The sequence below is a fragment of the Stenotrophomonas sp. AB1(2024) genome, from assembly GCF_037482345.1.
GTDB lineage: Bacteria > Pseudomonadota > Gammaproteobacteria > Xanthomonadales > Xanthomonadaceae > Stenotrophomonas.
Genome location: NZ_JBBHKO020000002.1, coordinates 154,775 through 180,213 on the forward strand (window position 1 = coordinate 154,775; position 25,439 = coordinate 180,213).

General features: G+C 66.8%; 6 protein-coding genes. 3 read left to right on the forward strand and 3 right to left on the reverse strand.

What is annotated here, in order from left to right:
• Positions 1-25: 25 nt before the first annotated feature.
• Together WIX41_RS17285 and WIX41_RS17290 are read right to left on the reverse strand one after the other, a co-directional pair.
• The gene (locus WIX41_RS17285) at positions 26-286 is read right to left on the reverse strand and encodes a hypothetical protein (RefSeq protein ID WP_339449764.1); all 261 of its coding nucleotides are present in this window, start codon (positions 284-286) and stop codon (positions 26-28) included.
• Positions 283-8,994, reverse strand: a complete 8,712-nt coding sequence (locus WIX41_RS17290; RefSeq protein WP_339449765.1) for a GH36-type glycosyl hydrolase domain-containing protein — start codon at positions 8,992-8,994, stop codon at positions 283-285. Before WIX41_RS17290 ends, WIX41_RS17285 begins: the two co-directional genes overlap by 4 nt.
• Positions 8,995-9,311: 317 nt before the next feature.
• On the opposite strand from WIX41_RS17290, the gene WIX41_RS17295 reads away from it, so the two are divergent.
• The 3 genes from WIX41_RS17295 (at position 9,312) to WIX41_RS17305 (ending at position 11,332) form a co-directional block, all read left to right on the forward strand.
• Positions 9,312-10,088, forward strand: a complete 777-nt coding sequence (locus WIX41_RS17295) for a hypothetical protein (protein WP_339449766.1) — start codon at positions 9,312-9,314, stop codon at positions 10,086-10,088.
• Between the two features lie 137 nt (positions 10,089-10,225).
• Positions 10,226-10,498 (forward strand): hypothetical protein, encoded by a 273-nt coding sequence (locus tag WIX41_RS17300; RefSeq protein ID WP_339449767.1) that lies wholly within the window; start codon positions 10,226-10,228, stop codon positions 10,496-10,498.
• Positions 10,499-10,657: 159 nt separating this feature from the next.
• Complete coding sequence (locus WIX41_RS17305) at positions 10,658-11,332, forward strand: hypothetical protein (protein ID WP_409187535.1); 675 nt, start codon at positions 10,658-10,660, stop codon at positions 11,330-11,332.
• A 35-nt stretch (positions 11,333-11,367) separates the two neighbouring features.
• On the opposite strand, the gene WIX41_RS17310 is transcribed toward WIX41_RS17305, so the two are convergent.
• Positions 11,368-25,422: an autotransporter-associated beta strand repeat-containing protein gene (locus WIX41_RS17310; protein WP_339449769.1), complete on the reverse strand. Its 14,055-nt coding sequence runs from the start codon at positions 25,420-25,422 to the stop codon at positions 11,368-11,370.
• Between the last annotated feature and the right edge of the window lie 17 nt (positions 25,423-25,439).

Below are 25,439 nucleotides of genomic sequence, written 5' to 3' on the forward strand. Positions count from 1 at the left end.
CTTGTCTGGCGGATGGTACTGGGCATCACTCTCCTGGCTTCCTCGGCGGCGGGCTGTCGTCACGTTCGTGCCAGGGCGGGAGCTCCAGCGCGTGGCGTTTGAGCATGGCTTCGATGCGCGCACGCGCTTGGACCCTCTCCGTGTACGTGCACTGGTCCAGAATCTCTGCAGCCAGCATTTCAAACTGCGGCCAGAACTGCGCCGGATGGCGCACCTGCGCCAACCAGTGCGCCAGCATTTCATCCAGCGCATCCAGCCGTGCCTGTATTTCGGGGCGAACGCTCATCCCGGGGGCGCACCCAGGTCAAGCGCCACACGGTAATGATGACCGTCGTCGCGGAGCAGGACGGTGAGGTCCGGCTGCAACACGCCATCCACATGCAGCGTCGGCTGATCCCGCGCATTCCGCGTCACCACGAACTCGTAGCGGCTGCGGCCGAAGCGGTAGCTCAGTTCGAATGACGGCCAGTGATCCGGCAGGCAAGGTGCAAGCGACAGACGATCGCCCTGGCGACGTATGCCGAGCAGGGATTCGACCAGCAGGCGATACATCCAACCGGCCGAGCCGGTGTACCACGTCCAGCCGCCTCGCCCCACGTGCGGAGACACGGCGTAGACATCCGCCGCCAACACATAGGGTTCGACGCGGTAGGTCTGGACCGCCTCCGGATCCAGTGCATGGTTGAGCGGGTTGATCATGCCGGCCAGTTCCCAGGCTCGCGTCGCATCTCCCTGGTGTGCAAATGCCATGGCCGCCCACACGGCCGCGTGGGTGTACTGGCCGCCATTCTCGCGCACGCCCGGCACGTAACCCCGAATGTAACCGGGGTCCTCCGTGGTTCTATCGAAGGGCGGATCGAGCAGCTGGATCAGCTTGGCGTCCTTGCGCACCAGGTGCGTATAGAGCGAATCCAGCGCTTGCCGGGCACGATCGGGCGCGGCAACGCCGGACAGTACCGACCAGCTCTGGGAGATCGAATCGATGCGGCATTCTTCGCTCTGCGCCGAGCCCAACGGGATGCCGTTGTCGAACCACGCGCGGCGATACCATTCCCCGTCCCAGGCATGCTGTTCCAGGTTCTGGCGCAGGCTGTCGGCCTGCTCCTGGCACCAGTGCGCACGGTGTTCATCGCCGCGCGCGTTGGCCAGTGCGGTGAAGCGGCGAAGCGTGTCATGGAGGAAGAAGCCCAGCCACACACTTTCGCCGCGCTGTTGGTCGCCAACGCGGTTCATGCCGTCGTTCCAATCGCCGCTGCCCATCAACGGAAGACCGCGCTCGCCGAGCAACCGGCAACCGCGCTCGAGGGCGAGGACGCAGTGTGCATACAGGGTGCCGCGCAGTGCCGAAAGGGTGGGCATGTCGTAATACCCTTCCTCTTCCAGTGTCACCGCGCGCCCTTCGATGAAGCCAACCATTTCGTCCAGCACGCTGGTGTCGCCGGTGATCTCCAGGTAGCGGCATGCGCCCTGGGGCAACCAGAGATAGTCGTCCGAGCAGCGGGTGCGCACGCCACGACCTTGCGGCGGGTGCCACCAGTGCATCACATCGCCTTCGGCGAACTGGTGTGCAGCGCAGAGCAGCAGGTGTTCGCGGGCCAGTTCCGGGCGGGCGTGTACCAGCGCGAGCACGTCCTGCAGCTGGTCACGGAAGCCGAACGCGCCGCCCGACTGGTAGTAGCCACTGCGCGCCAGGTAGCGGCTGCCCAGGGTCTGGTAGACCAGCCAGCCATTGGCCAGAGCGTCCAACGCCGGGTCCGGCGTGCGCACCTGGACGCTGGCCAGCACATGGCGCCAGTGGATGCGCACCGCGTCCAGCGCATCGTTTGCCTCATTGGCGCCTTGGCGGCCTCGTACCAACGCGAGCGTTTCCTCGCGGTCGCGGCCCGCGCCAAGGCGGAACGTGGTTTCACTGCGCTCGCCCGGCGCCAGCTCCAGCGGCACCTGCAGCGCCGCGCAGGGATCCAGGCCCGCGCCCGCGCGTCCACCCAGACGTTCGCGACGCAACGCCGCCGGTGCGTGCAGGCCGCCGTTGCGGCCGATGAACTCCAGGCGGTCACAGGTCCAGCCGCAGCCCTCGGCATCGGTGTCGAAGAACGCCATGCGGCCACCAAAATCGGTGCTGTAGGTATTGCGCGCCAGCAGCGCGCCTGTCTGCGAGTCGCGTTCGGTGACCACATGCATGCGCGACTTCGCGCGCAGGTCACCCATGACCCATTCAACGTAACCGATGGCGGAAAGCCGCCGTGGCCTGCCCGACAGATTGTGCAACCGCAGGACCGAGTACTTCAGTGGTGCGGCGACGTCGACGAAAACCCACAACTCGCTGACGATGCCATCCTCGATATGCTCGTAGACCGTGTAGCCGAATCCGTGACGCGTACGGTACCCCCCGGTACCCCGGCGCGGGAGCGGCATCGGCGACCAGACACGGCCTGTGTCCTCGTCGCGCACGTAGAAGGCCTCGCCACCCGTGTCGGACACCGGGTCATTGAGCCAGGGCGTCAAGCGGAATTCGTGTGCATTCTCGAACCAGGTGTAGCCCGGCGCGCTTTCGCTGACGACCGTGCCCAGACGGGCATTGGCGATCACGTTGGCCCATGGCGCCGGTGTCGGGGCACCTTCGCGCAGCACTACGACGTATTCGCGGCCGTCCTCGCTGAAACTGCCGGTACCGTTGTCGAATTGGCCTGCGCCGCGGTACGGAAGGAAAGGCCACGGGTCGTCCACGTCTTCGTCGTGCTCGGCGCCCGAGGGCATTCCGGGGTTGGGTCCCGGGTCGGCGGCGGTGGGCAGCCCAGGCGTCTCCTCCATCGACAGTGCCAGTTCCTCCTGCACCGCCAGCGGCACCAGGGGCGGGATCCGGCGCGCGGGCGGGGATTGGCGCCCCACCTGCGCGACCAGCGTGCCGTCCTCGTCGCTGATCACCACCCGTGCCACCGCCTGCAACAGGATGCGGTCCTCGTGGGTCATGTTCTGCACCGGCCGTACGAAAATTCCGCCAGGGCGATCGAGCAGGCCCGTCTCCGAACTGGCGGCCACCATCCCCAGGATCTGGTCCTGCAGTTCCTGCCGATAGCCGGCCTTGCTGTCGTTCCAGATGACCAGGTCGGTGTTGAGTCCCTTCTGGCGCCAATAAGCATGCGCCTGCACCAGTTGCCTGACCAGTTCCACGTTGTCCGCGTCGGTTACCTTGAGAAGGACGATGGGCAGGTCGCCCGAGATGGCATGGCCCCACAGTCCGGATTGTCCTCGCTGGTTCTGCTGGAGGACGCCGGCGCCCGCGCGCAGCAGCGGACTGGCATACAACACGTGGCTGGCCAGGCGCTCGTATAGCGACGCCTCGGCCTGGCTTGCGTTGATCTGCCGGCGCACCACTTGGCTGTGCGTCCAGGCCAGGTCGAAGACGCGGTCGGCCAGGCGGCGATCACGGTATTTGTCTACCAGTGCCTCGCAGCCGGGGCGGTCGGCGCCGATGCCATAAACCATGTCCAGCTGCACGGTCTGCTCGGGCTCAAGCACCACGCGGACGCGGATGGCCACGATCGGGTCGAGTACCGAGCCGTCAGTGCCGGAGAGGTCGGTATCGGTGGTCAACGCCCGCGGCGTCCGCGGTGTGTTGCCACGACCCAGGAAGCGCGCACGGTCGGTTTCGTAGGAGATCGCCACCACCTCCGCGTCATGCACCGCGACCAGATGGAACATCCACGGTGGCACCTCGTCGTGCGAACGTGGCCGGCGCGTGCATAGCACGGCCTGCTTGGCCGCCAGGATCTCGCTCTGCACGAAGAGGTTGCTGAAGGCCGGATGCGCATCGTCGGCCGCCGCAGGTGCCAGTACCACTTCGGCATAGGTGGTGATCTCTACCGTGCGCGGGCGACGGCTGCGGTTGGTCAGGCGCAGGCGCCTGAGCTCGATGTCGTCCTCGGCGGAGATGGCAACCTGAAGGTGGCTCTCGCAGCCGTGGTGCGCGCCGCGGAATTCTGCCTTGGCGTCAGAGAAGATCGCCTCGTAATTGTCCATCGCCACGCAGGTGGGCTGGTACGCGGCAGACCAGAACTCGCCGCTGTCCACGTCGCGCAGGTAGCAGAACGTCCCCCAGGCATCGGTGGTGCCGTCCTCACGCCAGCGGGTGAGCGACAGGTCGCCGTGGCGGCTGTAGCCGCCGCCAGCATGGGTGAGCATGCCGTGGTAGCGGCCGTTGGACAGCAGCTGCACTTCCGGGCGCGGGCCACCCGGCTTGCGCAGCACGCGCAGCGATGTCTCGTCCTGGGCCATGGCGGCGTGCTCGCCCAGGGCCTCGACCTCATGCGGATGGAATACGCCGATGCGCGGAATGCGTTCCTGCAGCAGCAACAGAGTGGCCTGGAACTCGACATCGGCCACGAACCGGCGCTGCATCGGCTGGTCGCGCAACAGGTAATCCAGCGACAGCAGGCCCATGCCCTGGTGGTGGGCCATGAACGAACGCAGCAGCACGTGATCCTGCCCCGGCGGCACCCGGGCGGGGGTGTAGTCGATCGCCTCGTACATGCCAAAGCGCCCGGCAAACCCCAATCCCTCAAGCGCCTGGAGATTCTGGCAGGCCGCTTCCGGCGCCACCATCAGCGCCATCATGCTGGCATAGGGCGCGATGACCCGATCCTGGCCCAGACCGCGCTTGAGACCCAATCCCGGCACGCCGAACGCTCGGTACTGGTAGTTCAGGCGGGCATCGACGGCGTTATAGCCGGACTCGGACACGCCCCACGGCAGGTTCAGGGTACGACCGTAGACGATCTGCGCCTCGACCGCGTGCCGCGCGGTCTGGTCGAGCAGCGTGTCCGGATAGCTGGGCATCACCAGCTGCGGCATGAGGTACTCGAACATCGAGCCACTCCATGACAACAGCGTCGGCGTGCCGTTGACCTCGGTGAGCATCCGGCCGAGCGCAAACCAGCTCTCCTGTGCCAACTGGCCCTGGGCGATGGCCACGAAGGCGCACAGCCGCGCTTCAGAGGCCAGCAGGTCGTAGAAGCTGTTGTCGAGGCGGTGATCGTCTACGTTGTATCCGATCGAGAGCAGGTTGCGGGTACGGGAGAACAGGAACCCGTATTCCATCAGCGAAAACTGCCCGGCACGGTGCGCCAGGTCCTGCAGTTGCTCGATGCGCGCGCGTGCGTCCTCACCGGCCGTACCGGGCAGGGCGGCCAGCTGCCGCAGGCTTGGCACCGACACATCGACGGCCGCGCTGGCATCGGCAGGGATGTCGGCGAGCGAAGCCTGGGCGGCATGGCATTCGGCAGCGAACAGGGCCGGCCAGTGCAGCTCCCCTTCCTCGGGCGATTGCGGTGCCGGCCACTGCGCCAGCACGGCGTCGGCCAGACCGACCAGCTCCTGCAACCGGGCGAGCGCCTGCGCCGTCCCGCGGGGGCGGTCGACACGGGTTGACACCAGGCGTTGGCGAAGGTGGTTGAGCGCCTCGCCCAGTTGCGCATCGCCGGGGCGATGGCGCTGCCGTTCCTCTTCCAGCACGCCGAGCGTATCGGCCAAGCCCTCGAACGTGTGCGGGGCCAACACCGGCGCGTCCGCCAGCGCGAGCAGGCCCTGGCGCAGCGTAAGCAGGTGGCCGGCAAGGTTGCCGCTATCCACGGTGGAGACGTAGCGCGGCGGCAGCGGCGCCAGGGTTTCGGTGTCGTACCAGTTCAGGAAGTGGCCGCGATGGCGCGGCAGCTGGTCCAGCGTATCGAACGTGCGGGCCGTACGTTCAGCTACCGCGCCCTGCTGGAGATAGCCGAAATCCCACGCAGACAGATTGGCCAGCAGGGACAGGCCGATGTTGGTCGGCGAGGTGCGCCGCGCGACCACCTGCGCTGGATGCTCCTGGATGTTGTCCGGCGGCAACCAATGATCCTGCTCGCGTACCCAGGCCTGGAAGAAAGACCAGGTGCGCCGCGCCAGCCGGCCAAGGAACGCCCGCTGCGTACCGGACAGTTCGGCCACGATCGCGGCCGGCGGCCTGCCCAGCCAAGCCATCAACGCGGGCGCGAAGGTCCACGCCAACAGGAAGGGCAGGGCAAGCGGCAGCAGCTGCGGACGCAGGCCGGCCACCACAGCCACCAGTGCGAGCGCCAACAGCGACGCCGGCGCCATCACCCGCCATTCCGCGCCGCGGTCGGCGCCGAGGCCGCGCTCGACTTCGCTGGAGGGGTTCCATTGCAGCAGGTGACGGTGTGTGATGGCCATGCGCCAAAGCGTGCGCAGCACCGCGCCACCGGCCAGCAGCGCTTCGTAGGGCAGGCAGGCAATCTGGGTGGATGCGCGCAGCAACGACTGCAGCGTACCGCGCCCGACCTTGATGTAATGGGCTTCCAGCGGTGTGTCTTCCGGAACGCTCAGGGCATCGCGCAGCATTCCTATCAGCGGCGGCGCGAACCACAGTGCCAACACCCATGCGGTCCATGCAGCAGCGTTTTCGGCATACAGCCAGCCCGTCACCAACAAGGCCAGGGCAGCGATCGGCACCAGGCTCCGGCGCAGGTTGTCCAGCAACTTGCCGCGCGCCAGCAGACTGAGCCGGTTGCGTTCCCATCCTGATCCCGGGCGCGGTGTCCACGGCAACAACCAGGGCAACAGCTGCCAGTCGCCGCGGATCCAGCGCGCACGGCGCTTGGCGTCGGCGGCATAGCGTTCGGGATAGTCCTCGTACAGGCGCACGTCGCTGACCAGGCCTGCGCGTGCATAGCAGCCTTCCAGCAGGTCGTGGCTGAGGATGCGGTTCTCGGGCAGGCGGCCCTCGAGCGCATGCTCGAAGGCTTCGACGTCATAGATGCCCTTGCCCACGAACGAGCCTTCGTCGAACAGGTCCTGGTAGACGTCCGATACCATGCGCGTGTACGGATCGATGCCGGGCTCGCTGCCGAACATCCTGGCAAAACGCGAGGTGCGGCGCCTGCCCAGGCTGGTGCCGACGCTGGGCTGCAGGATGCCGTAGCCCTCCACCACGCGTTGCAGCTTCGGATCGAAGCGCGGGCGGTTGAGCGGGTGCGCCAAGGTGGCGACGAAAGCACGTGCCGCATCTCGCGGAAGTTGCGTGTCCGCATCCAGGGTGATGACGTAGCGGACGCCGACCAGGGCAGCCGCGTCACCGACGATGCGCATGAACGCGGCCGCATCGCCTTGGTGGAGCAGGGCATTGAGCGCTGCCAGCTTGCCGCGCTTGCGCTCGTGTCCCATCCACACACCTTCGCCTGGGTTCCATTGCCTGGGGCGGTGCAGCAGGTAGAAGCGATCGCCGCGCTCGGACGCGTAACGATTGTTCAACTCCTCGATCCGCTCCACGGCGTGCGCAAGCAGGGTGTCGTCCATCGGCACCTTGGCTGCCGCGGCGTCGAGAAAGTCCGTCAGCAGCACGAAGCGCAGCTGAGGATCGCGGTTGGCCAGAAAGCGGACCTCCAGCGCTTCGACCAGAACGTCGATTCCGTCGATGCTGGACAGCATCGACGGGACCGCGACCACGGTGGCGCAGGCGGCAGGGATACCTTTGCTGAAATCGAGCTTGGGAAGCGGCCTGGGTGCGACCAGCACCGTCGCGGTCCAGTTCACCAGTACGATGCCCAGCTCACTGAACACCAGCAGCCCGAGTGGCGCGGCCAGCCAGACGGGTACCGGGCCACTGCCGGTTGCCAGCAGGCCAAGGGTGGCCAGCACCGCCAGCAGGACGATCGGCAGCAGGTACAGCGCAAGCGGCACGCGATGAGCCAGTCGCCGCGCCTTGCGGTGGTGCGGTGCCGCGTCGGCCACCGCTTCAACGGTGGATTGCAGGCCTTCGCCAACGAGCCAGTAGCCCACGTGCGTGCGTGGCCCGTCGAGCGGCGTAGCCGCGCGTGCCAGGTCCAGCGCGATGGTTGCAACGCGCTCCTCCGCTACGCGGCTACCGCGAGCGATTTTCTCTACCACGTGGCGATAGGCGTCGCGAGTGCCGAAATCCATCTGCGGATAGACGGCCATGGGGTCTTCCCGTAGCCGCTGCTCGACCACACTCATATCTTCGACAAAGGTGCGCCAATCCATGGTGGAGAGAAAGCGCAGGCTGCCGATGCTGTTGCCGATGGATACCTGATCGGCCGCTTGCTGCTGTCCCTCGGCGGCGACCAGTTCGTCGATGCGCTGCCCAGCCGCTGCCGCCCACTGTTCCAGCCAGGCGATGGGCATGGCCCAGGCGCCGCCGCGCCCATGCAGCGAGCGAGTCAGCTCGGCGATGAACGCGCCGGTCAAGGGCGGCGCGGATCGTGCCATGTCGGCAACCACCAGGACCACATCGGTAGGGGTGTCGGAAGCCGCGCGATTGAGGTTGTCAGCCCATTGCGCAGCCAAGCGACGGTCAGTCCCATCGCGCATCACCCGCGCAGCCATGCGCCGCAGATTCTCCAGCAGTGCCAGGCGCAGCATGATGGGAACTGCCCACAGTTCGCCCAGACTCAGGGGCGCGAGCGACTGGTACGAGGCGATGAAACGGCCCAGCGTATCGGCGTCAATGCGGCCATCGCCGTGCGCGATGGCCTGCATCGACAGTTCATACACGCGTGGTAACCCGGCAGATGGGCCGGAGGAAAGCGAAGGCAATTGCCGGCTGTAGCCACGCGGAAGGTGGCGTCGCGCGGTTTGGATCTGTTCTTCGATCAGGTAGTAGTTGTCGAGCAGCCATTCCCCAGCCGGGGTAACCGGCCGCTGCTCGCGCACCACGCTACTGAGCAGAGTGTTGGCGTCTTCCAGGACACGTTCGTTGGCTTGCAGGCGATCGAGCAAGCGCTCCGAGCCAGGCCGGGTCCGCACGCGATGCTGGCGCGCAAGCGCGCGGCCGTACACCTCCATCTGTTCAACGCTGTACAGCGCGGCACGCAGTGGGCCCTCGGTGGCCTCGATGGCCGGGGCCGACGCTTGGCGCTCACGCCAGCGCCAACGCACGCGACGACGCAGACGCAGCCAACGGCCAAAAAGACGACGAAGGTGGGGCATAGGTTACCGAGGAGGCAGATTGCGTCCTGCATAGTTGCATTTGAGGTGCCGTGGAAGCCGTGAAGGCCGGCCTCGGTTGGCGCCGTTGGTGCTCGATACGGCCTGATCTGCAGCGCCGGGCGATGGTTCGCCGCGATAAAGGAATCGACGAGGATGCGCGCTGCCTGTCTTGCCGCACTTGCGGCTTTCTGCCTATTGATTCTTCCCCGCGTGGGTTCTGCGACGGCTCAGGGAGCTCAAGATGCTCTGAATCACTTTCGCATGTCCGACCGTCGCGGGATATCATGACGGCCGGACACACGCAAGGAACGCCCATGATGGCGAAGCAGATCTGTGGAGTGGTGGCGGTTGGCGTGCTGGGCATGCTGGTGGCAATGAACCGTCACGCCGCCGGTGGCAAGCGCAAGCCTATGAAATCCCTGAACTGCATCATCGCCATCGCCCTGTCTTTCCTGACCGTGCATGCACACGCGCAGGAAGCGGCCGGCCCCAAGCGTCCTTCCGTTGAGCAGTTGCAGAAGGTCATCATCAGCAAGTCACCGCAGACGCGAGTGGAAGCGCCGGACAGCGAGCGCATTACCGCGCGCCGTATCGATATCGTCGATGAGAAGGGGGTGATCCGCATGACCCTCTCGGGCGAGACCCCAGCGCCCATCATCGACGGCATCCAGTACAAGCGCGCCTTCAACGTTGCGGGCATGGTGCTGTACGACGACAAGGGCAGTGAGCGCGGCGGCTTTGGTACCGCAGACGTGGAGGGCGGCATGGCCGTGCTCGCGCTGGACCACCCCGCCATGGATGCCATTGGCTGGCGCGTTTCGCCGGATGGTGAGGTCCGGTTCTCGATCAACCAGGCACCGCCATTGATTCGCGAGCCGCGCTTGGACAATCGGCTGATTCCCGGCGTGCAGACGCCGACGCGGATCCAGATGGTGGTAGCGGCCGATGGCACGCCGGCCATCGCGCTCAATGACCAGCAGGATCGCGCCAGGCTTCGCCTGACCGTGACCCCGGAGGGGTACGGGGCCATCGAGTTCCTGAATGCGCAGGGCAAGGTGATCCATACGCTGGCACCGGAAGCCGCGCAGCAGTGATGCCTGACCAGCGTGATGGCCGGAATTTGCAACGTTCAGCTTCTTCACAATCCATCTACGTATCGCAGAGTCATGATTGGTCCGGCAGAGGGGGCGCTATTTAACCGTTTGACCGAGACCCGAGAAGGAGCACTGGAATGATTATGACCAAGAAGAATATGGTGGTGACGCGTACGCTGGGCGTGGCACTCGTCGCCGCCCTGGGCCTTGGCGGTTGCGCCACGTATAAGGATGAGTTTGCAACGATCAACTCACGCCTCGATTCGCTGGACACGAAGGTGCAGGGCGCAGCCCAGAGCGCCGAATCGGCCAACCAGTCGGCGCAGCAGGCCAACCAGCGCCTGGATCAGATCGAAAGCCGTGTGCAGCGGCTTGAGTCGGTCCCGGCGAAGCGTCAGCCGCGCGGTTAATCGGTTTTTGCGTACTGTGTAACGAATGTCTGGAACCCGGGACCCGGTGGCCTTTACTGGCCACCGGTTTCTTTGCTTTACTCTGTCGTCGCTCCAAGGAATTCCCCCATCAACATGCCTATTCCTCCCGCTATCCGCGCCACGTGTGGCGCACTGGCGCTGACGCTGGTGTTCGCCGGCTCCGCCTTGGCCCGCGCACAGGATCCGGCCGAGCAGCCCGCCGAGCAGCAGCCCGCCGCGCCCAACGATCAATTGCCGCCGGACCAAGCCGTTTCGGACACCGTCATTCAGCTTGCCGGCTGGATCAAGGCAAGCAGGGACACCGAGGGCTATCCGTTCGCGGTGATGGACAAGACCGCTGCCCAGATCTTCGTATTCGACGGTAAAGGCCGACTTCTCGGCGCCGCACCGGGCCTGTTTGGCTCTGCCGTCGGCGACCATTCGGCACCGGGCGTGGCCGGTCTGGCACTGAAGGAAATTCCGGGCCGCGACCGTACTACCCCAGCGGGCCGCTTCATCGGCGGTTACGGTCCCTCACTCGACGCCGGTCGCGTGCTGTGGGTGGACTACGACACCGCGGTTTCCATACATCCCACCGCTACGGGCGTTCCGGCCGAAAAACGTGTCGAGCGCCTGGCTTCGCCCTCGCCGGACGACAATCGCGTCACGCATGGCTGCATCAATGTCAATCCGGATTTCTACGCCCGGATCATCCAGCCGACGTTCGAGAAGGGCGGCGTGTTCTACATCCTGCCGGACAAACAGTCCCTTGCGGAAACCTTCCCGGACTTCGCGCAGAGCCGTGGGGCGGAACAGCGCACCGCCCCCAGGTGAGTATGGCCGGCGCGCTGTTCCCAGTCGCGCCCGCCTTACTTCCACGACACTCTCACGCCTACGCTGCCCAGCACGGACGAACGCACGCGCGCATCGCCGGAATTGCTGAACAGGTGTCCCACCTCGCCATACAGGCTGGCGTGCTCGTTGACCGTCAGCGTCATGCCCGCGGCCAGTTCCGTGGAGGTATAGCCGGTGCGGCTGGCGATGTCGGTGACGGCCCCTGACGAGATGAAGCGTGCGACATCCGTGCCGGCGGTGCCGTAGTACAGGTTGGCGCGGAGGTAGGGCTGGAAGCGACCGCCAGAGGTGGCCATGTCGCCCTTGATGCGCAGGCCGAGCCGGCCGATCCAGCCGCCGTCGGTGTGCTGCTCCACCGTTGCCCCACCAATCTCCACGTCATCGAAATCGCTCCCCTGATAGATCACCTGCAGCTGCGGCTCCAGGCTCCAGGTGTCCGACAGCTTGAAGGGCGCGCCCGCTTCGATCGAGCCGGTAAGGCTGGTGGCCTTGCCCGACACGTTGGGATTGAAATCCGGCCGCAGCGTGTAGCGCTGGCTCGTGCCCTGCAGAACCATATCCACATACAGACCGTCATCGCGCAGCCAGGTGGCGTAACCCCCCAGCGTGCTTGACCGCCAGTCGCCGTGGCCGACGCGGTCGAAGGTTCCGCGCGCATCGCCGGTGATGTCGGACCCGCCCTGCAGGTAGCCCAGGTACACGCCCGCGCGCCAGGCACTGTCGGCCCACAGGTCGGTACCGATCTGCATGCCGCCGGCGTGGCCGTCGCTGCGCGGGCCGACCGTGCCTTCCTGCCGGATGTCGAGATCGGTGTAGACCACGCGAGCCCAGGCGCGCCGGTCGCGCCAGGCCTCCGACCCGGCCGTATCCTCGTCGCCGACCCGCAGGTGCAGGTTGCCGAGCATCGCAAGATCGGTCTGGCGCAGCAGCGAAGGCATGCTGGCAAACATGGGGACTTCGGCACGGTAGGTGGGAGGCGGGAGCCCCGGCGGACCGTCCGTCGAGGTCGAGCGCAGGTACCAGTTCTGGCCCGCGCCGTTGGCGTCGGCGGCATATAGGCGGTATTCGTAGGCGCCGGCATCGATGTGGGGAACCTGCAGCGTGATGCCACCGATGGAGGCACCGGCGATGGCCGAGCCGCCGGCCAGTTCGAAGGCGTCCTTGCTGGTCTGTGCGGTGGTGGTGGCGCCGTTGAGGGCACTGACCACCTCGATGCCGTCGCCGCTGGTCAGGGCACCAAGGCCGCCGAGGTTGGTGATCGCCAGGCGGGTGGTACCGCTGGCGCTCGCACCCGCACCATCGATCACGAGTCGGTCGCTCGGGCTGCCACTGCCATCCAGCCGGGTACCCAGCTGCAGGGTGCCGCCGCGGCCCACATAGGCGCCGGTGATGGTAAGGGTGCTGCCCGGCGTTGCACTGCGCAGGCGCACTGTGCCGGCGTTGTCCAACGCCGCGAGGGTCTGGTTGAAGCCGCCGGTATCCAGCGTGGCCCCGCTGGCCACGGTATGCGCGGAGGAGGCGCTGAAGGCATTGACCACACCGGCCTTGAGGGTGCCGACCTGGACCTGGGTTGCGCCGCTGTAGGTGTTCACCGCAGTGAGGGACACCACGCCCGTGCCCAGCGTAGTGAGCGAGCCGGTGCCGGTGATGACGGCGGCCATATCCACCGCGCCCGAGTGGTTGATGACAAGCGCCGCATGGTTGGTGATGTCGCCGACGATGCTGCCACCGGTACCGCCATTGCCGAGCTGCAGGGTACCGGCGTTGACGACAGTGCCACCGGCATAGGTGTTGTCGCCGGTCAACGTCAGTGTGGCGGCGCCGTCCTTGACCAGGCTTCCTGTGCCGCTGATCACGCCGCCGAAGGTGGTGTCTGCATCGCTCTGTGCGGTCAGGGCCGCGCTGCCAAGGGTCACGCTGCCGTCGCCGGCGAGGTCGTGCGCCCGTTGGTCGAACCCGTCCAGATCCAGCGTGGCACCGCTGGCAACGTTCACTGCGCTGCTGCTGGCCAATGCGTTGTCGGTGCCCGCCCGCAAGGTGCCTGCATTGACGAGGGTAGCGCCCGTGTAGGTGTTGGCTGCCGACAACACCAGGGTGCCTGCGCCGTTCTTGGTCAGGGTGGTGCCGTTCCATCCGGTACTGGAAGACGCCTGGTTGCCGAGCGCGATATCGACATCGAAGGTGTCAGACGCATCCACCAGGGTGAACACGCCATTGCCCAGCGTCGGACCCGCCAGCCAGGTCAGGCCGACGCCCACGTTGTAGTCCATCGCATCGGCGGAGGTGATTCCCGACAACGTGAGGAAATCGCGATCATCGCCGGACCCGCTCACGGTGACCGTCGAGAAGTCGTTGGTAATACCGCCGGTAGTGTGGATCACATTGAACAGCGTGCTGGTCAGGGCACTGGCGGTGTCGGGCAGGGTGGCACTGAAGCCCACGATGTCCAGCGTGCCACCCAGATCGGCGGTGGCTGCGGAGACGACGGGCTGGGTGCTGCCCAGCGCAATGGCGAGCGTGCTGCCGGTGTCCTGGGTGAACGCGCCTGCGACGGCCAGGCTCGCGTCGGCGGCGATGCGGGTGGTGGCGCCGGATGCGGTGGTGAGGGTGCCCGTAGTGAAGGCGCCCGCCTGCGCGAGGTCTAGCGTGCCGGCGTTGACCTGGGTGCTGGTCACCGCGCTGCCCGCGTTGGTCAACGTGGTCGTTCCGGCCCCGGCCTGCACCACGTTGCCGCCACTGATGGCGCCTGCATGGATCAACGCATCGGAGCGGTTGAAGGCCAGCGTGCCGTTGTTGGTGACGTCACCCACGATGCTGCCGCTGGTGCCGCCATCGCCGATCTGCAGGGTGCCGGCATTGATGGTCGTACTGCCGCTATAGGTGTTCTCGCCGGTAAGCATCAACACGTTGGTCGCGGACTTGACCACCTCGCCGGTGCCGCTGATCGCGCCTGCGAATGCGGCATCCAGCGGGGTGTTGAAGATGAGCGTGGCATTGTCGACAACATCACCCACGATGGAGCCTGACGACACCCCGTCGCCGATCTGCAGGGCGCCGGCCGAGACGGTCGTACCACCGGTGTAGGTGTTGTCCGCAGTCAGCGTGGTGGTGCCAGCGCCCATCTGGTGGAGTGTGCCGGAGCCGCTGATCACGCTGCCGAACGCCACGGCATCGGAACGATTGAAGGCCAATGTGCCGTTGTCGACCACGTCGCCCAGGAGGGTGCCGGTGGTACCGCCATCGCCCAGCTGCAGCGTACCCGCAGAAATCGTCGTGCCGCCCACATAGGTGTTGTCCGCCGTCAGGATCAGCGTACCGGTATCGGTCTTGTCCACGCCGCCTGCGCCGGTCAGCGCGGAAACGATGGTTGCCACGTAGCCGGCGCCTGCCGCGGTGCCGTCACCGACACGGAACGTGTTGGCCCCTGCCACCAGGCTGATGGGCGCCCCTTCAATGACATAGCCGCCCGTGGCGAACTGCATCCCAGAGGAGGTGATCGCCCCGAGGCTGTCATCGACGTCCACCGTACCCGGTGCACCGGCGAAGATGGCGAAGGCGCCGTTCTCGTAGGAGGCATTGAGGGAACCCGTGGCCTCGGTCCAGTTGTCGTTGCCTGCGCTGGCTTGCCACACGCCGTCGCCACCGTTGACCACGCCATCGAACTTCGGGCCCGCGCCATCCCAGAAGTTGAGCAGAAGCCCGGCGCTGTTGACCAGGTTGACCTGGCCCGCAAAACCGGTCTGGACGAAGACACTCGTGCCAGCGGGAATGACGCCCAGGTCCAGTCCATTGTCGGTCAGCGCCCCGTCGTAGGAGATGATGCGGTACAAGCCCGGCCCGAAGCTGCCGCCCGCCGACGCGGTGATGTTGAGCGTTCCATCCAGTGTCAGGTCGCCCCCGACCACGGTCAGGTCGTTGAGCGCGGCGCCAACGACATTGGCCTGTCCCAGCTCGTAGTTGAGGATCGACGGGGCGGCCAGCGCCAGGTCGCCGCCGATGGTCAGGGTGCCGGGCGAGGCGCCGGGTGCGAGGATGCCGTCGGTGATCGAGACGTTGCCACCGATGGTGCCATTGCCACCGATCGTGCCGCCATTGGAGACGAGCATCGTGCTGGCTGCCGAGCCCAGCGTTCCATCCACGCGCAGGATGCCGTTGGTGACGTTGGTGGTCCCTGCAAACGCGTTGCTGTTGCCGGTGAGCAGGGTGGTTCCCGCACCGATCTGGTTGAGAATGCCGGCACCACTGAGCACACCGCCGAAGGTCAGCGCGTCGGCGCGGTTGAAGGCCAGGATGCTGTTGTTGGTGACGTTGCCGACCAGGGTGCCGGCGGTGCCGCCGGCACCGACCTGCAACGTACCGGCATTGATGGTGGTGCCGCCGGTGTAGGTGTTGCTGCCGGTGAGCGTGAAGGTGCCAGCGCCGGCCTTGATCACCTGGCCACCGCCACCGATCACGCCGGCAAAGGTGGTATCGGCGCTGTTGTTGACCGTGAGTGCGGCACTGCCCAGCGCCACGTTGCCGGCACCGGTGAGGTTGTTGGCGGTCTGGTTGAAGGAGTTCAGGTCCAGCGTGGCACCACTGGCCACGTTCACCGCACTGCTGGAGGCAAAGGCATCGGCGATGCCGGTCTGCAGCGTGCCTGCATTGATCAACGTCGGGCCGGTGTAGGTGTTGGCCGCCGACAGCACCAGGGTGCCGGCGCCTTCCTTGGTCAGCGTGGTGCCGTCCCAGCCGGTGGCCGAGGCGGCCTGGTTGGCCAGCGCCACGTCCACATTGAAGGTGTCACCGGCAGTGGCCAGGGTGAACACGCCGTTGCCCAGCGTCGCGCCGGCCAGCCAGGTCAGACGCAGGCCGACGTCGTAGTCCAGCGTATCGGCCGATACCTGGCCCGAGAGGGTGAGGTAATCGGCCGGACTTGCCGCGCTGCCGAGGTTGACGGTCGCGAAGTCGCCGGTGATGCCACCGGTGGTGTGGATGACGTTGTAGTACGTGCTGGGCAGCGCACTGGCGCTGGCCGGCGCGCCCGCGCTGAACCCGGTGATGGTGAGGGCGCCGCCTAGAGTGGCCGTGGCCGCCGAAATGAGCGGCTGGGCGCCGCCCAATGCGACATCGAGCGTGCTGGTGCCTGCCTGCGTGAACGCACCGCCCACCGACAGCGTGGTACCGGCCGCGATCCGGGTGGTCGCCCCGGTACCGGTCGCATAGCCGCCGGCAACGTTGAATGCGCCGGTATTCTCCAGGCTGAGTACACCGGCCGTGACGTTTGCGCTGCCGACCGAGGAACCTGCGCCGGTCAGCGACGTGGTGCCGGCGCCAGCCTGGGTCAGCGAGCCGGTGCCGGTGAGGGTGCCCGCGTAGCTCAGCGCATTGCTGCGGTTGAACACCAGCGCGGCGTTGTTGCTGATGTCGCCCACGACCGAACCAGTGGTGCCACCGTTGCCGATCTGCAGCGTACCGGCGCTGATCGTGGTGCCGCCGGTGTAGGTGTTGTCCGCGGTCAGCGTGGTGGTGCCAAAGCCGGTCTGATTGACGTTGCCCGAACCGCTGATCGCACCGCCGAAGGTCCAGGCATTGCCATGGCCCAGCGCCAGCGTGGCATTGTTGACGACATCCCCCGTGAGGGAACCGGTGAGGCCGGTCGTGTTACCCAGCTGCAGGGTCCCTGCAGTGATCGTGGTGCCGCCGCCGTAGGTGTTGTCCGCTATCAGCAGCAGCGTGCCGGCACCGGTCTTGGTCAGCCCGCCGGGGCCGGACATCATGCCGTTGGAGGTCAGGGTGGTGCCGGTATCGGTCTGGAGGCTGCCATTGTTGGCGGTGATCGTGAAGGCGCGGGGCAGGGTGAAGCTGGCGCTGGTCGCCAGTGTGCCGCCATCCAGCGTCACGATGCCTGCGGCACCCCCCAGGTTTGCATCCGCCCCCACCGACACGGTGCCGCCAGAGATCGTCGTGCCGCCGGTGTAGGTGTTGGCGCCACCGAGCACCAGCGTGCCGAGATCGGTCTTGTTGATTCCCACCGGGCCGCTGAGCACGGTATTGAGGGTGGCAACGTAACCGGCACCGGCGCCGGTGCCATCGCCCACGCGGATCGTGGTGATGCCGGGTGTGACCGCGTCGGTCTCCACCAGTGCGATGGGGTCGCCCTGCAGCAGGTAGCCGCCGGTAGCGAACTGCATGCCCGAGGCGGTGACCGCACCCAGGCTGGTGTCGACGGTAACAGTACCCGGCACGGCCGAGAACACGGCGAAGGACGCATCCGAGAACGGGGCGTTGACCGAACCGTCGGCCATCGTCCAGTTGTCATTGCCTGCGCTGGCTTGCCACACGCCGTCGCCACCGTTGACCGCGTTGTTGTTGCGCGGCCCGGCCGCGCCGTCCCAATAGCTCAGGGACAGTCCGTTGGTGTTGATCAGGTTGACCTGGTTGGCCACCGAGGTCTGGATGAAATTGTCGGCCGACGGCGCGGTGCCGACGACCAGCCCGTTGTCCGTCAGCGTGCCGCTGTAGTTGATGACCCGGTACAGGCCGGGGCCATACGTGCCGCCGGCCGAAGTGGCCACGTTGAGGGTGCCGTCCAGGGTGAGGTTGCCGCCCACCACGGTCAGGTCGTTGAGGGGGCCGCCAACCGTGCCAGCCTGGCCGAACTCGTAGTTCAGGATCGAGGCACCGGTCAGTGCCAGGTCGCCGCCGATGGTCAGGGTGCCGGGCGAGGCGCCGGGTGCCAGGATGCCGTCGGTGATCGAGACGTTGCCACCAATGGTGCCATTGCCACCGATCGTGCCGCCATTGGAGACGAGCATCGTGCTGGCTGCCGAGCCCAGCATTCCGTCCACGCGCAGGATGCCGTTGGTGACGTTGGTGGTGCCCGAGAAGCCGCCGCTGTTGCCGGTCAGTGCCGTCGTGCCAGCACCGATCTGGTTGAGAATGCCGGCACCACTGAGCACACCGCCGAAGGTCAGCGCGTCGGCGCGGTTGAAGGCCAGGATGCCATTGTTGGTTACGTCGCCGGCGATGCTGCCGCTGGCACCACCGTTGCCGATCTGCAGGGTGCCGGCGCTGATCGTGGTGCCGCCGGCGTAGTCGTTGTCGCCGGTGAGCGTCAGTGCGGACAGGCCGCTCTTGATCAGTCCACCTGTGCCGCCGATGGCGCCGCCGAAGGTCGTATCGGCGCTGTTGTTCGCCGTCAGTACAGCGCTGCCCAGTGCCACGTTGCCGGCACCGGTGAGGTTGTTGGCGGTCTGGTTGAAGGAGTTCAGGTCCAGCGTGGCACCACTGGCCACGTTCACCGCACTGCTGGAGGTGAAGGCATCGGCGATGCCGGTCTGCAGCGTACCCGCATTGATCAACGTCGGGCCGGTGTAGGTGTTGACCGCCGACAGCACCAGGGTGCCGGTGCCTTCCTTGGTCAACGTGGCGCCGTCCCAGCCGGTGGCCGAGGCGGCCTGGTTGGCCAGCGCCACGTCCACATTGAAGGTGTCACCGGCAGTGGCCAGGGTGAACACACCGTTGCCCAGCGTCGCGCCGGCCAGCCAGGTCAGGCGCAGGCCGACGTCGTAGTCCAGCGTATCGGCCGATACCTGGCCCGAGAGGGTGAGGTAATCGGCCGGACTTGCCGCGCTGCCGAGGTTGACGGTCGCGAAGTCGCCGGTGATGCCACCGGTGGTGTGGATGACGTTGTAGTAGGTGCTGGGCAGTGCACTGGCGCTGGCCGGGGTGCCCGCACTGAACCCGGTGATGGTGAGGGCGCCGCCGAGAGTGGCCGTGGCCGCCGAAATGAGCGGCTGGGCGCCGCCCAACGCGACATCGAGCGTGCTGGTGCCTGCCTGCGTGAACGCACCGCCCACCGACAGCGTGGTACCGGCCGCGATCCGGGTGGTCGCCCCGGTACCGGTCGCATAGCCGCCGGCAACGTTGAATGCGCCGGTATTCTCCAGGCTGAGTACACCGGCCGTGACGTTTGCGCTGCCGACCGAGGATCCCGCACCGGTCAGCGACGTGGTGCCGGCGCCAGCCTGGGTCAGCGAGCCGGTGCCGGTGATGGTGCCCGCGTAGCTCAGCGCATTGCTGCGGTTGAACACCAGCGCGGCGTTGTTGCTGATGTCGCCCACGACCGAACCGGTGGTGCCACCGTTGCCGATCTGCAGGGTGCCGGCGCTGATCGTGGTGCCACCGGTGTAGGTGTTGTCCGCGGTCAGCGTGGTGGTGCCAAAGCCGATCTGATTGACGTTGCCCGAACCGCTGATCGCACCGCCGAAGGTCCAGGCATTGCCATGGCCCAGCGCCAGCGTGGCATTGTTGACGACATCCCCCGTGAGGGAACCGGTGAGGCCGGTCGTGTTACCCAGCTGCAGGGTCCCTGCAGTGATCGTGGTGCCGCCGCCGTAGGTGTTGTCCGCTATCAGCAGCAGCGTGCCGGCACCGGTCTTGGTCAGCCCGCCGGGGCCGGACATCATGCCGCCGGAGGTCAGGGTGGTGCCGGTATCGGTCTGGAGGCTGCCATTGTTGGCGGTGATCGTGAAGGCGCGGGGCAGGGTGAAGCTGGCGCTGGTCGCCAGTGTGCCGCCATCCAGCGTCACGATGCCTGCGGCACCCCCCAGGTTTGCATCCGCCCCCACCGACACGGTGCCGCCAGAGATCGTCGTGCCGCCGGTGTAGGTGTTGGCGCCACCGAGCACCAGCGTGCCGAGATCGGTCTTGTTGATTCCCACCGGGCCGCTGAGCACGGTATTGAGGGTGGCAACGTAACCGGCGCCCGCGCCGGTACCATCGCCCACACTGAAGATGGTGATGCCCGGTGTGGCCGTGTCGGTCTCCACCAGTGCGATGGGATCGCCCTGCAGCAGGTAGCCGCCGGTAGCGAACTGCATGCCCGAGGCGGTGACCGCACCCAGGCTGGTGTCGACGGTAACAGTACCCGGCACGGCCGAGAACACGGCGAAGGACGCATCCGAGAACGGGGCGTTGACCGAACCGTCGGCCGTCGCCCAGTTGTCATTGCCCGTGCCGCCTTGCCAGGCGCCGTCGCCACCGTTGACCGCGTTGTTGTTGCGCGGCCCGGCCGCGCCGTCCCAATAGCTCAGGGACAGTCCGTTGGTGTTGATCAGGTTGACCTGGTTGGCCACCGAGGTCTGGATGAAATTGTCGGCCGACGGCGCGGTGCCGACGACCAGCCCGTTGTCCGTCAGCGTGCCGCTGTAGTTGATGACCCGGTACAGGCCGGGGCCATATGTGCCGCCGGCCGAAGTGGCCACGTTGAGGGTGCCGTCCAGGGTGAGGTTGCCGCCCACCACGGTCAGGTCGTTGAGGGGGCCACCAACCGTGCCGGCCTGGCCGAACTCGTAGTTCAGGATCGAAGCACCGGTCAGTGCCAAATCGCCGCCGATGGTCAGGGTGCCCGGCGAGGTGCCGGGTGCGAGGATGCCGTCGGTGATCGAGACGTTGCCACCGATGGTGCCATTGCCACCGATCGTGCCGCCATTGGAGACGAGCATCGTGCTGGCTGCCGAGCCCAGCGTTCCATCCACGCGCAGGATGCCGTTGGTGACGTTGGTGGTCCCTGCAAACGCGTTGCTGTTGCCGGTGAGCAGGGTGGTTCCCGCGCCGAGCTGGTTGAGGGTGCCGGCACCACTGAGCACACCGCCGAAGGTCAGCGCGTCGGCGCGGTTGAAGGCCAGGATGCTGTTGTTGGTGACGTTGCCGACCAGGGTGCCGGCGGTGCCGCCGGCACCGACCTGCAACGTACCGGCATTGATGGTGGTGCCGCCGGTGTAGGTGTTGCTGCCGGTGAGCGTGAAGGTGCCAGCGCCGGCCTTGATCACCTGGCCACCGCCACCGATCACGCCGGCAAAGGTGGTATCGGTGCTGTTGTTGACCGTGAGTGCGGCACTGCCCAGTGCCACGTTGCCGGCACCGGTGAGGTTGTTGGCGGTCTGGTTGAAGGAGTTCAGGTCCAGCGTGGCACCACTGGCCACGTTCACCGCACTGCTGGAGGCGAAGGCATCGGCGATGCCGGTCTGCAGCGTGCCCGCATTGATCAACGTCGGGCCGGTGTAGGTGTTGGCCGCCGACAGCACCAGGGTGCCGGCGCCTTCCTTGGTCAACGTGGTGCCGTCCCAGCCGGTGGCCGAGGCAGCCTGGTTGGCCAGCGCCACGTCCACATTGAAGGTGTCACCGGCAGTGGCCAGGGTGAACACACCGTTGCCCAGCGTCGCGCCGGCCAGCCAGGTCAGGCGCAGGCCGACGTCGTAGTCCAGCGTATCGGCCGATACCTGGCCCGAGAGGGTGAGGTAATCGGCCGGACTTGCCGCGCCACCGAGGTTGACGGTCGCGAAGTCACCGGTGATGCCACCGGTGGTGTGGATGACGTTGTAGTACGTGCTGGGCAGCGCACTGGCGCTGGCCGGGGTGCCCGCACTGAACCCGGTGATGGTGAGGGCGCCGCCGAGAGTGGCCGTGGCCGCCGAAATGAGCGGCTGGGCGCCGCCCAACGCGACATCGAGCGTGCTGGTGCCTGCCTGCGTGAACGCACCGCCCACCGACAGCGTGGTATCGGCCGCGATCCGGGTGGTTGCCCCGGCACCGGTCGCATAGCCGCCGGCAACGTTGAATGCGCCGGCGTTCTCCAGGCTGAGTACACCGGCCGTGACGTTTGCGCTGCCGACCGAGGAACCTGCGCCGGTCAGCGACGTGGTACCGGTGCCAGCCTGGGTCAGCGAGCCGGTGCCGGTGAGGGTGCCCGCGTAGCTCAGTGCATTGCTGCGGTTGAACACCAGCGCGGCGTTGTTGCTGATGTCGCCCACGACCGAACCGGTGGTGCCACCGTTGCCGATCTGCAGCGTGCCGGCGCTGATCGTGGTGCCGCCGGTGTAGTCGTTGTCGCCGGTGAGCGTCAGTGCGGACAGGCCGCTCTTGATCAGTCCACCTGTGCCGCCGATGGCGCCGCCGAAGGTCGTATCGGCGCTGTTGTTCGCCGTCAGTACGGCGCTGCCCAGCGCCACGTTGCCCGCGCCGGCAAGGTTGTTGGCCGTCTGGTTGAAGGAGTTCAGGTCCAGCGTGGCACCACTGGCCACGTTCACCGCACTGCTGGAGGCAAAGGCATCGGCGATGCCGGTCTGCAGCGTGCCCGCATTGATCAACGTCGGGCCGGTGTAGGTGTTGACCGCCGACAGCACCAGGGTGCCGGCGCCTTCCTTGGTCAGCGTGGTGCCGTCCCAGCCGGTGGCCGAGGCAGCCTGGTTGGCCAGCGCCACGTCCACATTGAAGGTGTCACCGGCAGTGGCCAGGGTGAACACGCCGTTGCCCAGCGTCGCGCCGGCCAGCCAGGTCAGGCGCAGGCCGACGTCGTAGTCCAGCGTGTCGGCCGATACCTGGCCCGAGAGGGTGAGGTAATCGGCCGGACTTGCCGCGCCACCGAGGTTGACGGTCGCGAAGTCGCCGGTGATGCCACCGGTGGTGTGGATGACGTTGTAGTACGTGCTGGGCAGCGCACTGGCGCTGGCCGGAGTGCCCGCACTGAACCCGGTGATGGTGAGGGCGCCGCCGAGAGTGGCCGTGGCCGCCGAAATGAGCGGCTGGGCGCCGCCCAACGCGACATCGAGCGTGCTGGTGCCTGCCTGCGTGAACGCACCGCCCACCGACAGCGTGGTACCGGCCGCGATCCGGGTGGTTGCCCCGGCACCGGTCGCATAGCCGCCGGCAACGTTGAATGCGCCGGTGTTCTCCAGGCTGAGTACACCGGCCGTGACGTTTGCGCTGCCGACCGAGGATCCCGCACCGGTCAGCGACGTGGTGCCGGCGCCAGCCTGGGTCAGCGAGCCGGTGCCGGTGAGGGTGCCCGCGTAGCTCAGCGCATTGCTGCGGTTGAACACCAGCGCGGCGTTGTTGCTGATGTCACCCACGACCGAACCGGTGGTGCCACCGTTGCCGATCTGCAGCGTGCCGGCGCTGATCGTGGTGCCGCCGGTGTAGGTGTTGTCTGCGGAGAGCAGCAGCGTGCCTGCACCGTTCTTGGTCAGCGTGGTGCCGTCCCAGCCCGTAGTGGATGCCGTCTGGTTGCCCAACGCCACGTCCGCGTTGAAGGTGTCAACCGCGCCGGTCAGGGTGAAGGTGCCGTTGCCCTGCGTTGCGCCGGCCAGCCACGCCAGGCCATAGCCCACGCTGTAATCGAATGCGTCAGGCGACTTGCTCCCCGAAAGAACGAGGTAGTCGACCGGGCTGGCAGCGCCGCCGAAGCCAACCGAAGCGAAATCGCCGGTGATGCCGCCTGTCGTATGGATCACGTTGACCTGCGTGGCCGCCAGTCCGCTGGCGGAGGTCGGCACCGCAGCCGAGAAACCGGTGATGTTGAGTGCGCCGCCCAGGTCAGCCGTGCCCGCCGTAATCACCGGCTGCGTGGCGCCCAGCACGACATCAAGCGTGCTGTTGGCTGCGTGCGTGAATGCAGTGGACACCGACAGCATGGAACCTGCTGCGAGGTGCGTGGTGGCGCCGCCAGCGGTCGTGAACGCACCGGCGCTGAAGGTCCCGGCCTGTGCCAGATCCAGAGTGCCGGCGGCGACCTGGACGTTGCCTACGGAGGAGCCGGTACTGGTGAGCGTGGTGGTGCCCGTGCCCGCCTGCGTCACGCCGCCAGTGCCGGTGATTGCGCCGCCAAATGTCCAGGCATCGGAACGGTTGAACGCCAGTGTGCCGCTGTTGGACACATCGCCGGTGATGCTGCCGGTGTTGGCCCCGTTGCCGATCTGCACCGCTCCGGCACCGATGAGCGTACCGCCGGAATGCGTGTTCGTGCCAGTCAGGGTCAGCGTGCCGTTACCTTGTTGTACCACCTGTCCGGTGCCACTGACGGCACCGCCATAGGCGATGTCGTCACTGTGGTTGAAGATCAGCAGCCCGTTGTTGGCGACATTGCCGCTGATGTAACCGCCGGTTCCCGTGCCGCCGTCGCCCACAATAAAATAGCCGCCGGTGATGGTCACATCATTGGGGAAGGCGGTGGGCCCGGTCAGGTAAGTCACGCCGTTGGTCTGCAGCAACGTGCGGCTCCCGAAGCTCGCACCTGAATCCAGGATCAGCGCGTTTGCATTGAAGGGGTTGCTCAGCGTGATGCCTACGCCGGTGCCTGCCAATGCCCCGGATATCCGGACCGTCGTGAGGCCGCCACTCGCATCGTCAGCGGTCTCGATCGAACTTCCCTGCGCCAGGGTCGCGCCCGCCGCGAGCTGCAGCGTTCCCTGGAACACGCGCCAGTTCTGTTCCTGCGCGCTGCTGCTTCCGGTAAGTGTCCAACTGCCGGCCTCACGCTTCTCGAAGGCCTCGAAGAGGCGGTACTGCTGCGCAGCACCTACTGCGCCCAGGTCGAAGCTGCCGTCGCCACTGCCTGCCAGGATCAGGGTATCTGTACCATCTCCGCCGGAAACAAAACCCGTGATGCTCGATGTCGGCTCCAGAATCAACGTATCGGCATTGGCGCCAAACAGCACCACCTGGCTGGCCGCATTGTCATTGGTGATGATGCCGGCGTTGCGCAGGACGGTGGCCGCGGCACTGTTGAGCGCGGTGCCTCCAGCCTGCGACTGAAGTATGCCTTGATTGACCATCTCGAGCGTGCCCGATCCAACGAACATCACCGTCGGACCGCTCCCCGTGATCGTGCTGCCTGCCAGGTTGTTGACGATGTACGTGCCGCTCCCGGAAAGATTGACGGCGGTGTTGGTTTCGGAGCTGATGTAACCGCTGTTGTCTATCTGCAGCGTCACCCCGGCCAAGGTACTCTCTATCGTGTTGGAGCCGGCGGTGGTTGAAAGATTGACGATGTCGCCGGTATTGGTGATTGCGTACGTTCCAGCCGCACGGATGCCTATCAGGTCCCAGGGCGATGCGGCCCCCGCCGAAATCAATCCATTGTTGGTCAGGCTCCACCCGCTCGCGCTGGCAGAGATGGAGCTGAAGGTCGTATTACCCGCCGCCGCGTTCGAGGAGACGAACTGGCCGCCCGGACCGATGACCAGGGACGAGTTGGCGCCGGTGAAATTCATCCAGCCTTCGAAGTAGCCCGTACCGGTGAAGGTCACCGTGCTGGCCGCCCCAC